Below are 11988 nucleotides of genomic sequence, written 5' to 3' on the forward strand. Positions count from 1 at the left end.
GGTTTTTTGAAAGCTATACACTGTAAGGGTTTCGAGACTTATGACCGGCTCCGACCTCCGCTGGCTGACTCCTCTTTATGGCTTGAGTCTGCTTTTTGACCCAGAAATACGCTTTGGACCGGGACTCTCCGGCGAATCGGTAGAATATTTGCACATATAGATGTTCTATATAGAGATGGTCTATATATATGTGTTCGATCGCCCGCTCATGAAAAAACCTGCCCCTCGCCCTAGTGCCTTGTTCGTTACCTGCGCTTCACTGCTGATGGCTTGCACTCAGACGAACACTCCCCAGACATCGACTACAGTATCTCCAGGTACTTCGCCATCTCCGCCAACTTCGCCACAGGGTTCGGCTGCGGGGAACTCTACCGCTATTCCCGTTGGGGTTGGGGTCGCCCAAACTAGCAATGTGGCTTTACTGGGTCAGGAACAGGTGGCTGGGGCGAAAATTGCTGAGAAGTATTTCAACGATAAGGGCGGTGTGGATGGGACGCCGATTAAACTGGTGTTCCAAGATACGGGTGGAGATGAACAAGGGGCGATCAATGCCTTCAATACTCTGATCAATCAGGATAAGGTGGTGGGTATTGTGGGCCCTACTCTCTCGCAGCAGGCTTTTAGTGCCGATCCGATCGCCGATCGCGCAAAAATTCCCGTACTCGGACCATCCAACACCGCTAAAGGCATTCCCCAGATTGGCGATTATGTGGCCAGAGTCTCCGCGCCTGTCGCCGTGGTAGCACCTAATGCAGTTAAAGCGGCCCTGAAGCAAAATCCCAATATTAAGAAAGTAGCCGTGTTTTTTGCTCAGAATGATGCTTTTAGCAAATCTGAGACTGAAACTTTTCAGACAACGGTTAAAGATATGGGACTGGAATTGGCAACAGTCCAAAAATTCTTGACTACTGATACAGATTTCCAATCTCAAGCCACTAATGGGATAAATGTCAAGCCCGATTTGATAATTATTTCTGGGTTGGCCGCAGATGGAGGCAATTTAATTAAGCAGTTGCGGGAGTTGGGCTACAAAGGCGTTATCATTGGGGGCAACGGTCTGAATACTTCCAATGTATTTTCGGTTTGCAAGGCTCTTTGCGAGGGGGTTTTAATTGCCCAAGCATACAGCCCGGAATATCAGAATGAGATTAATAAGGCTTTTCGTGATGCTTATCGCGCTCAATTTAAGAAGGAACCGCCTCAGTTTAGCGCTCAAGCTTTTACTGGCATACAAGTTTTTGTTGAGTCATTAAAAGAAATTAATGCTAAGTCGAAGGTTAGCGAAAAGCCTTTGGCAGAATTGCGTACAAGTTTGAATCAGCAGTTGTTGAGTGGAAAGTACGATACGCCTCTGGGGGAAATTTATTTTACGCCGGAAGGTGAAATCAATCAGAAAGAGTTTTATGTGGCACAGATTAAAATGGATGCTGATGGAAATAACGGTAAATTTGAGTTTTTGAAATGAAGTCAGAACAGGGATTTTGACACGGATACACGGATGAGTTATTGAGTGTGACTCTGAAGTCACCCCCCCCTGCCCCCCAAGGGGGGAAGTCTGAAGTCAGAGTAAAAATTGTATGTTTTTTGTTGTTGAATAATTTTGGTGTGAGGCTCAATTCTTAACGGGTGATGGACTTAACTCTGTTTCTGCAACAATTTTTGAATGGTTTGTCGATCGGCAGCGTGTATGCTATTTTTGCCCTGGGATACACCCTAGTGTTTTCTATTCTCGGAATTATTAATTTTGCTCACGGTGCAGTGTTTACTTTGGGTGCTTATTTCACTTATGCGCTGATGGGCGGTGCTTTTGGTTTTAACGGGTTGTTGGCTAATGCGAGAATTCCCGTGCAGTTTCCTTTTGCTGTGGCACTAATTTTGGGCAGTACGCTGGCTGGTTTGGTGGGAGTAATTGTTGAAAGAGTTGCTTTTTTGCCTTTGCGCCGCAGAAACTCCGATCCTCTGCTGACGGTGGTTTCTAGTTTGGGGGCGGCGGTGGCGATCGCCAATATCATCCAGTATCTTGTCGGTGCAGAAATTTACACTTTTCCTACTAATACTTACGGCAATTTGCCGGCAGCTATTAACTTTGGTACGGCGGATAAACAGATTCCTATTCGCACTGTTCAAATAGTGATTTTTGGCGTAGCTATTGCGATTGTTAGTCTTCTAACTTACTTAATAAATTTCACTAAATTTGGCAAAGCAATGCAGGCGGTGGCTGAAGATGCTACTACTTCTAGTCTGTTGGGGATTGATACTGACAGATATATTGTTTTGACGTTTTTTGTGAGCAGTTTTCTGGCTGGTTTGGCGGGGAGTTTGGTGGGTTCTAGTGTTAGTATTGCTGGGCCGTATTTTGGGATTGCTTTTGGTTTGAAGGGTTTGGCGGTGATTGTGCTGGGTGGGTTGGGGAGTATTCCTGGGGCTGTTTTGGGTGGGTTTATAATTGGTTTGGTGGAGGCTTTTGTGCCTGGTGATTTTTCGGCTTATAAGGATGCTGTTGCTTTTGGCATATTGTTTATGATGCTATTGGTTAGACCCCAGGGTTTGTTTGGACGGCGTTTGATTCAAAAGGTATAGTATTATTTGCAAGACATTTAATAAGGCAGGGCGGTTTTGAGAAGGGAAAACTGGTTTCCAGCAAAGACTATACCTAAACCAGCCCGTATAAACTGTTGTGGAGTTTTATAGACGTACCTAGAAAACTTATTCATACCTCAGAGGCAGTTTGATGAATTCGGAAGTTCCTTTAATGGTCAGCGATCGCCTTTTTTTGCGATTAGCAAATCAAGACGATATCTGCGAAATTATTAAATTTTATAGTGACAATCAAAAGTTTTTTACTCCCTGGCACCGACATTGGGCGGAGGATTTTTTAACGGAAAGTTATTGGGAAAAACAAGTAGAGAAAGATTTCCAAGGCTTTAAGTCTGACAAATCTTTAAAGATGTGGATTTTTGAGAAGGCTAATCCTGAATATATTGTCGGTAACGTTAATTTTGATAATTTTGTACGAGGTGCCGGTCAGTTTTGCTTTTTGGGATATAATGTGGCAGAAGCGCAACAAGGTAAAGGTTATATGACAGAAGCTGTGAGAGTTGCAATTCAATATGTTTTTGGAGAGTTAAATTTACATCGCATTATAGCAAATTATATACCTCACAATCAGCGTAGCGGTAATCTACTTAAAAGATTGGGATTTGTGATAGAAGGTTACTCTAGAGACTATTTGTTGATAAATGGTCGGTGGGAAGACCATATTCAGACTAGCTTAATCAATCCAAATTGGAAACTAAGCTAACCCGATTTTCCTTAATAACTTCTAATCTAAAATATCTCAAATCAAATGGCTACATTTTTTACAACTTATGGGTTTCTGATTGTCTCGATGTTGCTGGGTGCAATGTTGGGAATGTCGCTGTATTTGCCTTTAATGACTGGACAGTTGTCTCTGGCTAGCCCTGGTTTTTATGCTTTGGGTGGGTATATTGCGGCGATTTTGTCTACAACAGTGTTTCAACAGACAGGGGGTTTGTTTCCTCTGCCGTTGTTGTTATTAGAGATGATAATTGCAGGGATTGTTTCGGGGTTGCTGGGGATTTTGGTGGGAATTCCGGCGCTGCGGTTGAGTGGGATTTATTTGGCGATCGCAACTATTGCTTTTGTGGAAATTTTGCGGGTTTTATCGCTGAATCTGGATATCACTGGCGGGGCTGTGGGCATTTTTGGGATTCCGCAACCGTTTGCGACGCCGATCGAGTATTTGTGGATTGTACTACCTTTACTTTTGGTAAGTATGGCGATTGTGTATCGGCTGGAACGGATTCGGGTGGGGCGGGCTTTTGCTGCGATCCGCGCTGATGAGTTGGCGGCTGATGCGATCGGGATTAACCCAACTTTTTATAAGGTTCTGGGTTTCACGTTAGGTGCTGTTTTAGCTGGGGTTGTGGGTGCTGTTAGCGCTCATTTCCTGAATACTTGGAACGCCCGTCAAGGGACTTTTGATGCTAGTATTATTTACTTGACTTCTGTGTTAATTGGTGGTAGCAGAACGTTTTTGGGAGCAGTTTTGGGTGGGATGGTGTTTACTGCTTTACCGGAGGTTTTGAGGGGGATAGCGACTATTCAGGGATTGCCGATTTGGTTGGCGCAATTCCTGCGGGATGGGCGGTTAATTATTTTTGGGGTGCTGATTGTGTTGGGGACGATATTTTTTCCGCAAGGTTTGGTGACGCCGGAGTTGTTGAAGAGGTGGAGGAAGGAGAATTAACAAGATATTTTATCAGTCCTTCTGATTTGCTTGTCACTTTCGTCCCAGTAGCGCTCCTACGGATTTAATGGACAGACCGTGGAAGTTTTTATATAATGGAAGAATATACATTTTGATGAGGGAATTCAACTTAACCCTAATTATATGGAAAATCTTTTGGGTGTTCAGGTGAAACAACTATGAAAAAAGATGCAGTGATAGACCCCACAGGTTTCTACCGCTACTCGCTATGTCGGGAGTGGAACACAAATACTCCAAGGGTCGCTTTTATTATGCTTAATCCTAGTCGTGCAGATGCAACTACTGATGATCCTACGCTTCGTCGCTGCATCAGTTTCGCTCAGTCTTGGGGTTATGGTTCGCTTGAAGTGGTCAACTTATTTGCTTACCGAGCTTCAAAACCAGTGGAACTGAAAAAGGTAACAGATCCGGTAGGAAAAGAAAATGACCGTTATCTCAAAGAAGCTGTTGAACGAGCAGATAAAATTATTGTAGCTTGGGGTAATCGGGGCATATTGAATAACCGCTATAAAGATGTTTTAAATATGCTAAATGGCTTAGGTAAAATTCAACTTTACTGCTTGGGAACTACTAAGAAGAGTCATCCATACCATCCACTGTATGTTAAAGGCAACACACAACCTGTCAATTATTAATCTCATTTGTCTTGATAGATTATGGAGCGTGCATCAAGGTCTACAATAACTTTTCCTCCTTGATTTTTCTCCACCTGTCGCCAGACTTCGTAGCCACTCAGGATAGCCTGTTCCCAAGCACCAAGTGAACACTGAGAAACTTCTAAGTGCAAGGTCATATTTTTGATAGTTTTTAGGAGTTGGTCATCAAGAGTATCAACTCCTTCTAAGAAGTTGCGATCCTTGGCATAGCTAAACACGAGGGCTGATATACCTTCTTCAATTGCTATTGCACGACCGCCATCTTCAACTTCGTCAATACCGGAATCGCTTTTTCGCTTAAGCTTAAGGTTACTACGAATGACTGGCGACCACCCCAAAACTGCTGCATATGAGAAATGGAAAATGTCGTGAAAGCGGTAGCCATCACTTGAGTAGGAGTTATCAGTCAGATCATTCCCAATCTGTTTTCTATTTATAAATGCTTTCATCTTGACTGAGTTATTTTCGCTCACCTCCATAATTTCAACCTCAAACCGACGTGGTAAGCGCTCGTGTTCTGGAAAATGACTGTCAAGTATGTAGGTGTCTGTTTGTACTGAATCTCTCCATCCCCAACGATCACGGCATTTTTTAAGATTACCTTCCGCAATTTCTTCTAAATCAAGGTCAAACTTGGTTGACACATTAGCAATATACCAAAGTATATCTCCCAATTCTTCTGCAACGCATTCGGGGAAAAGCTTATGGGCTTCGCCGTCGCGGAGATACTTTTTGTACTCACTGAGTAACTCACCTGCTTCACCAACCAATCCTAGTAAAGGTATAATTATTCCATTTCCTGACTTGCTAGGAACTTGGTCGGTTTTCTGCGCTTGTTCTTGATATTCGCGAAAATTCATCATCAACTCCTTGAGATTTTATTTATCCCTAAACTAAGCATGATCTTTAGCTGTTCTGTATTCTTCAATAGCCTGATTGATTCCCCACTTGGGGGGATACCAATAATCTGGAGTTTGTCCTTTACCTGAGTACCTCTGTTTTATGCGAGTTCGACCTGATATTCCAAAAATCTCTGGATGCTTAATTCTCGCATATTTATCGACTTCGCAGAATAAATTTTGGCAATCAATCAATTGAAGTTTTCTCCCCCAGAGGCTCTGAAAATTCAATCCTAGTCGCTCAAACTCAGACTCTTGAATTTCCACCATCAATTTGATAATTTCTGGCTCGTTAAGTCCGCCGAGGTCACTAAAGCATTTACGAATACCATCTAATGCTCCCGGCCCAGGAATGACAAACTCCATCTCGCTAAAGTTAGTAATTTCGCTATAGTTAACATCAGTAATAAACTGATATGCTAAAAAATTACCCAGAGTTGGATATTCACGCAGCAAATCGAATCCTTCGTGCATATTCTTGGCATCAGCAAGCTTTTTTGGTAGTTCATCAGCCATCATCTTCTCAATCAGCTTAAGGTGATTACGGTGTTTCGCAGTGTGCCCGAAGCTTGTTCCCCCTGATGGCATCATGTATGCAGCAGAATAAATGGTTTGATCTGACTGAATGGCATCTGTTAGAACTTGGTCATAGCGTTCAAAAGAATATTCTGCGTAAATAATGGAACCAAGCTTGTTCTCCAGAAGCTCCCACGTTTCGATCTTATTGAAAATTTTGAAGAGGATAATTCTAAAAAATACCTCGTTAAGTGATGAAGGAAGGTCATTTTGGTAGATGACGTTACGGATTAAATACTGGCTTACACGATCTGATGCGCGGTAGGTATTGGTAAACTTGTAAGTCGAAAAGATTGGATCATCAGTCCAAGGTATTGGTGCATTTTCTAGCTTTTTAAAAAAAATTTTTTGCCTTTCAGCAGCGAATCGCCAGTAAGTATTGAAGACAACAGTAGGCTTGGCGGGCAAAATGTGTGAAATGATTTCTGATGGCGAACTTCGTTCGTCGCTATAGTCACCAAAGTCAAAACTTAGTTGTTTGTTTTGTTCGACGTTTTCAATAACGTTTTTTAGCCGTTTTGTCCCCATTTTATATTCTATCCGCTATCTGTTTATTAGTTGTTCGGTGTAGAGCATTTCGAGCTATACTTGTGATTTTAGATTTTCTGCGGTCATTAGATAAAATAATCCATCGACTCACATCCCACCCGGACATTCATGCTCTCGCTCTATACGTTTAAGACTACCATCTCTGGATCAGGTAACTTGCTTGTCAACAGTTTCCACATTTAAGATACCACATACGAAACATTTCCGATCATGTACTAAAGTATATTAAGGGTTCATCAGCTCAATTGTTGTACAAGAACCACTGTCCGACTTGTCGTGGCTTTAAGTTCTAGCTCCACAAAACTTTCTAATTCCGCTTGTTGTTTGGGAGAAAGGGTTTGTCCTCGATCGCGCGCTGCACGCCACAAATTCATTAACATAGCTAAGTTTATCTATTATAGCGCGATCGCAATACAAGTGCTGTGATTCTGGAGTTGCGACTAAAAATTCAAAGGGAGAACGGTTGAATCATATCGTGTCCGGTGAATTTATAGTAATTCCTGTAGCGGCCGGCGATGCCCTGAACGGAGTCGAAGGGTTCACCAACAATAATTGCCTAAAACCAAAAATTATCATAAACCTGCCCCCGCCCCAAGATTACAAAGAATTTTGATTGTCGCTAATCAAACCAACGTCATATGCTGCCAAATTTTAATAGTTTTGTCACTGCTGCCGCTAGTCAAAAACTCTCCTTCCGGGCTAAAATTAACGGAATAAACCGAGTTAGTATGACCTGCAATATTACAAATTTCTTGACCGTCTTTCACTCTCCAAATCTTAATAGTTTGATTGCTGCTGCTAGCCAGAATCTCGCCATCGGGACTAAAAGCAATAGAATCAACATACCAAGAATGTCCTGTGATAGTTAAAACTTCTTGCCAATCTTTGACCCACCAAATCTTAATAGTATTGTCATGGCTGCCGCTAGCCAAAAACTCTCCATTTGGACTGAAAGCTATGCAGCGAACCGAGTCTGTATGACCTGTAATTGTGCGAATTAGCTTCCCATCTTTCACTCGCCAAATTTTGACTGTTCTGTCCCAACTGCAGCTAGCAAGAGTTTCTCCATCAGGGCTAAAAGCAACAAAATAAACTAAATTGGTGTGACCCGCAAGCGTGCGAATTTCTTGCCCGTCTTTGACTCGCCAAATCTTGATAGTTTTGTCCCAACTGCTACTAGCAATAATTTCGCCATCGGGACTGAAAGCTGCGCTGTAAACTGAGTTACTATGACCGATCAGGGTGCGGATTTCTTGTCCATCTTTCATCCGCCAAAGTTTTACTGTTTTGTCGTGGCTGCTGCTGGCTAGCATCTGTCCGTCCGGGCTGAAAACTACTGTATAAACCGAGTTAGCGTGTCCTGTGAGGGTGACAATTTCTTGCCCGTCTTCAACTCCCCACAGCTTGATTGTTTTGTCATCGCTGCCGCTAGCTACAACTTCTCCATTGGGGCTGAAAGCCACAGAGTAAATTAAGTTTTTGTGACCTGTGAGGGTGTGAAAACATTGCCAGTTATAGGTTTGTTGTTGGGGCTGGGTGGGAGTTTTTCCTGGTTTAACTAACTTGGAACTTGTTTGAGGAATTGCTAGATCGATCGCAACTTGGGGATTAATTTCTTTTAATACTTCAACAGCCGTTTGATAGCGGCGGTTGGTAGCATTTTGAATCATTTTATCTAAAATTTTACCTAGTTGTTCACTCACCGGGTTGTTAGCCAAATACTGGCGCCATATCCAGACATCTTCACCAGGATCGAACAGGTCAAATGGGGAAACTTGAGTTAGCAAATACAAACAAGTTACGCCTAAACTGTACAAATCGCTGGTAAAAAATGCTTTGCCTCTAGCTTGTTCGGGGGCGATGTATTCGGGGCTGCCGATGCTGGTTCCTGTTTTGAGTAATGCTGTACCTGTGGCAATTTTTGCAGCGCCAAAGTCTACTAAAACTAATTGTTTGTCGGCGCGGCGGATGATGTTTCCGGGTTTGATGTCTCGGTGAATAACGTTGTGGGAATGGATGAAGTGAAGGACGGGTAATAAGCTATTGAGTAAGTCTTGAATTTGATTTTCTGTAAATGTGCCTTCTGTTTCTACAATTTGTGCTAAATTTTGCCCGTCGATAAATTCTTGGACTACATATTGTCTGCTGTCTTGGATGGAATAGGCTAATAGTTCGGGAATTTGAGGGTGTTTGCCCAATTCGTCTAATCGCATTGCTTCTTGTTCAAAAAGTTCGGCTGCTTTTTTGCTGTTGCGATTGCTTGCTGATGGGATGAGTTGGGTTTCTAGGGGTAAAAATTGTTTGATGACGCAGCGAGGTTTTGAGGGTTTGTCTTCGTCAACGGCGAGGAATGTTCTACCAAAACCGCCTTGTCCGATCGCCTTTATAGCCCGGTAGCGATCGCGCAGCAGCAGTTTTGAACGGCAATTCCTACAAATTTTGGCCGCGGGAGGGTTTTGTGGCTTGGAACAGTTGGGGTTTAGGCAGTAACTCATTCGATTTTAGATTTTAGATTTTAGATTTTAGATTTGGGAGTACGGATTTTATGTTTTTGAATCTTTGCACTAGGCAGTAAATATAGCAAGTCTATTTGAGTCATGAATGTAGAACCACCTGAAACGCTGGCCATCATTGAATCGATTGTTTACAAATCAAATGGTTTTGCTATATTATACCTCTTTAGATTTGAGTTTTTAGATTTGGGATTTGGGAGTACGGATTTTAGATTTTATGTTTTTGAATCTTTGCACTAGGCAGTAAATATTATACCTCTTGAGATGTTAGATTTGGGATTTGAGATTTGGGATTACGGATTTTAGACTTTATGTTTTTGAATCTTTGCACTAAGCAGTAAATATTATACCTCTTGCCCGACTCTATAAAATTTATAGGACTTATCCTCAGATGGGTTTTACGCGCTACTTATAGGGGTAAGGTGCGGGATCCGACGCACCCTACATATAGAGGTTTTGCTAACCCTGAATTAACTATTTTAAAAATTCCACATAACGGGTTCTCGTCTAAATGATCGGTGACGGTTCGCCCGGTCGCGTCAATTTCTTTTAATTCCTCTTCACTCGATTTTACCTCAGCAGCTTTAGCATTTTCGGCTGCTTGTTCCCCGTTGCGCGCGCCGACAATTGCATTTGTTTGTGGCTGGGAAATCAACCAGGCTAAAGCTAAGTTTCCCAAGCTTGTCTGGTGGCGATCGGCAATTGGCCTGAGTTGATTTAATGATGTTTGCACTCGATCGTAATTTTCTTTGATGAACAGCTTATTTTTGGTGCGGTGGTCGCCTTCTTCAAACTTGTGTTCTGACCCGAATTTACCTGTCAATATTCCTTGAGCTAGAGATGAATAGGCAAGGATAGAGATATGATTGTCTACACAATAGGACATAACATCTTTTTCTACCCAGCGCCAAAACAGAGAATATGGCGGTTGCAGGCTGTCGATGCGTCCGTATTGGGCGGCTTCTTCTATTTGGGCGCGGGAGAAGTTGGAAACGCCGATCGCTCGAATTTTTCCCTGTTCTTTTAACTTGTTCAGGGCGTCCATTGTTTCTGCAATTGGCACTAACTCGGAATTCCAAGTGCCAGCGGGCCAGTGGATTTGTAAAGGTCGATATAATCGGTGTTGAGGTTTTTTAGCGATCGATCGTAAGCTTCGATTACCAACTCGGGTTTCAGGTGGTTGGGGGCAACTTTGCTAGCATAAACTACTTGCGATCGCACATCTGAAAGTGCTTGACCGATAATTTGTTCCGAATGCCCTTCTCCGTAAACCTCAGCCGTATCAAAGGTGGTAATACCTGCCTTAAAAGCGGCGCGCATTGCTTTGACAGTTTCAGCATCCTCAATTCCCACCCACATCCGCTTCCCAGCTTGCCAAGTCCCCATAATTATCGGGGTAATCTGAATTTGTGATGTCCCCAATTGTCGCTTTTCCATAACCTAAGTCCTCATTGAAATTTTTAGTATTTACCCTCAAGCTATCTAATTTTAACAGAAAAAAGTTTGGTAGTCATGCACAGTAATGCTATCCTTTTATTCTGCAATAATTATAGTGATGTACAAAGTTAAAAATTAAAAATGCGAGCATCTCAATGAAAGCAGCCGAGCTAGAAATTGGAGTTAGGAGTCAGGAGCCAGGAGAAAAGAGTCAGGAGGAAGAAGCCAGAATAAGTGTTTTTACAAATATGAGATGCTCCTCTTATGGTAGTCTAAAACTACCTTGTAAAGCAAGAATTTAATCCTCTAAAATCATTTTGGCATTTTGTGTTGCTTGAGAACTTTAGCGGGACTAACAAATGAAATGCCCTGAGAAAAAGAGGTACTGATCATGACAGCTTCAATGATAGGCTCATAAACCGTTTTTTCTGCAACCCACTCCACAATAAAGTTGGCACCTGAGCCTCCACTTGTATCATTTGCTGCAATGAAAAAGTGTGTGGAAGCAAGCGGCTTGAGTTCTACAGGACTCTTAATATCCTGCCTAATCAATTTCCCATCGGTATCGTAGTAACGCACAGAAGTGATAATAATCGAATTTGTCAAATCCGTATTGCGAATACTGAGCGTGGCTGACAACTCCATCACCTCATCCTGGCTATTGTAGTGATAAATATGCGAGTAAATAGGGACATATACGGTTTGTCCCATCACAACTTTTGTTTTATCTAACGGGACTGCTCTCAGTGAAATTTCACGTTTTATATCAGGTTGTTGTCTTTGTGAGGTAGTTTGGTCCCAACAAGAGTTCAGGACGATCGCCCCTAGCGCCCAACCAACCCAGAAATGCTGTTTCAGCTTCATTGGCATTCATCCAAATACACCACATACATTGCAGTTACGTCTACATTACAATCAACCGTCTCCTGTAGACTAAAACCGTATTTAATCTGTCAATTTCTATGAGGAAAGCAAGTTTATCGGTTAAATTACCAGGGTAAGCTCATCTAATTTGGTATAAATTGTACTTGACTTTAAGGGCAAGATATGAATGAGTATCCAGTCAA

The 11988-nt window shown here is 42.4% G+C and carries 10 protein-coding genes and 1 pseudogene; 5 read left to right on the plus strand and 6 right to left on the minus strand.

The features are described 5' to 3' along the window. The first annotated feature begins 208 nt into the window (after positions 1-208). The 5 genes from QUB44_RS28880 to QUB44_RS28900 all read left to right on the plus strand — a co-directional run bounded on the left by QUB44_RS28880 (position 209) and on the right by QUB44_RS28900 (position 4926). Positions 209-1465 carry an ABC transporter substrate-binding protein gene (locus QUB44_RS28880; protein ID WP_333372888.1) on the plus strand — a complete coding sequence of 419 codons (1257 nt, stop codon included), beginning with the start codon at positions 209-211 and terminating at the stop codon, positions 1463-1465. Positions 1466-1629: 164 nt separating this feature from the next. After that, complete coding sequence (locus QUB44_RS28885) at positions 1630-2580, plus strand: branched-chain amino acid ABC transporter permease (protein WP_333372915.1); 951 nt, start codon at positions 1630-1632, stop codon at positions 2578-2580. 151 nt (positions 2581-2731) lie between these two features. Next, a complete protein-coding gene (locus tag QUB44_RS28890; RefSeq protein ID WP_333372890.1) occupies positions 2732-3301 on the plus strand; it encodes a GNAT family N-acetyltransferase in 570 nt (189 codons plus the stop codon). 45 nt (positions 3302-3346) lie between these two features. Continuing rightward, a complete protein-coding gene (locus QUB44_RS28895; RefSeq protein ID WP_333372892.1) occupies positions 3347-4270 on the plus strand; it encodes a branched-chain amino acid ABC transporter permease in 924 nt (307 codons plus the stop codon). Between the two features lie 179 nt (positions 4271-4449). Further along, positions 4450-4926, plus strand: a complete 477-nt coding sequence (locus QUB44_RS28900; RefSeq protein WP_333372895.1) for a DUF1643 domain-containing protein — start codon at positions 4450-4452, stop codon at positions 4924-4926. A 2-nt stretch (positions 4927-4928) separates the two neighbouring features. Here the strand turns inward: QUB44_RS28900 and QUB44_RS28905 are convergent, their stop codons facing one another. From QUB44_RS28905 to QUB44_RS28935, 6 genes and pseudogenes are all read right to left on the minus strand, one after another. Beyond that, complete coding sequence (locus QUB44_RS28905) at positions 4929-5810, minus strand: nucleoside triphosphate pyrophosphohydrolase family protein (RefSeq protein ID WP_333372897.1); 882 nt, start codon at positions 5808-5810, stop codon at positions 4929-4931. Positions 5811-5840: 30 nt separating this feature from the next. Further along, positions 5841-6950: a nucleotide kinase domain-containing protein gene (locus QUB44_RS28910; protein WP_333372899.1), complete on the minus strand. Its 1110-nt coding sequence runs from the start codon at positions 6948-6950 to the stop codon at positions 5841-5843. Between the two features lie 257 nt (positions 6951-7207). After that, entirely contained in the window at positions 7208-7345 is a 138-nt protein-coding gene (locus tag QUB44_RS28915) for a hypothetical protein (RefSeq protein WP_333372902.1), read from the minus strand. Between the two features lie 249 nt (positions 7346-7594). Beyond that, on the minus strand, positions 7595-9466 hold the full coding sequence (locus tag QUB44_RS28920) for a serine/threonine-protein kinase (protein WP_333372904.1): 1872 nt from the start codon (positions 9464-9466) through the stop codon (positions 7595-7597). A gap of 427 nt (positions 9467-9893) precedes the next feature. Beyond that, positions 9894-10921 (minus strand): annotated as a pseudogene (locus QUB44_RS31305) (aldo/keto reductase). A gap of 312 nt (positions 10922-11233) precedes the next feature. Beyond that, the gene (locus tag QUB44_RS28935) at positions 11234-11785 is read right to left on the minus strand and encodes a DUF3124 domain-containing protein (RefSeq protein WP_333372913.1); all 552 of its coding nucleotides are present in this window, start codon (positions 11783-11785) and stop codon (positions 11234-11236) included. Positions 11786-11988 lie beyond the last annotated feature (203 nt).

The sequence above is a fragment of the Microcoleus sp. AT3-D2 genome, from assembly GCF_036705715.1.
Lineage (GTDB): Bacteria > Cyanobacteriota > Cyanobacteriia > Cyanobacteriales > Microcoleaceae > Microcoleus.

Bases quoted from the DNA above. Each gene is read 5' to 3' on its own strand.
- QUB44_RS28900 (WP_333372895.1), top strand. From the start codon at position 4,450: ATGAAAAAAGATGCAGTGATAGACCCCACAGGTTTCTACCGCTACTCG.
- QUB44_RS28915 (WP_333372902.1), bottom strand. From the start codon at position 7,345: ATGAATTTGTGGCGTGCAGCGCGCGATCGAGGACAAACCCTTTCTCCC.
- QUB44_RS28895 (WP_333372892.1), top strand. From the start codon at position 3,347: ATGGCTACATTTTTTACAACTTATGGGTTTCTGATTGTCTCGATGTTG.
- QUB44_RS28885 (WP_333372915.1), top strand. From the start codon at position 1,630: ATGGACTTAACTCTGTTTCTGCAACAATTTTTGAATGGTTTGTCGATC.
- QUB44_RS28905 (WP_333372897.1), bottom strand. From the start codon at position 5,810: ATGATGAATTTTCGCGAATATCAAGAACAAGCGCAGAAAACCGACCAA.
- QUB44_RS28890 (WP_333372890.1), top strand. From the start codon at position 2,732: ATGAATTCGGAAGTTCCTTTAATGGTCAGCGATCGCCTTTTTTTGCGA.
- QUB44_RS28935 (WP_333372913.1), bottom strand. From the start codon at position 11,785: ATGAAGCTGAAACAGCATTTCTGGGTTGGTTGGGCGCTAGGGGCGATC.
- QUB44_RS28920 (WP_333372904.1), bottom strand. From the start codon at position 9,466: ATGAGTTACTGCCTAAACCCCAACTGTTCCAAGCCACAAAACCCTCCC.
- QUB44_RS28880 (WP_333372888.1), top strand. From the start codon at position 209: ATGAAAAAACCTGCCCCTCGCCCTAGTGCCTTGTTCGTTACCTGCGCT.
- QUB44_RS28910 (WP_333372899.1), bottom strand. From the start codon at position 6,950: ATGGGGACAAAACGGCTAAAAAACGTTATTGAAAACGTCGAACAAAAC.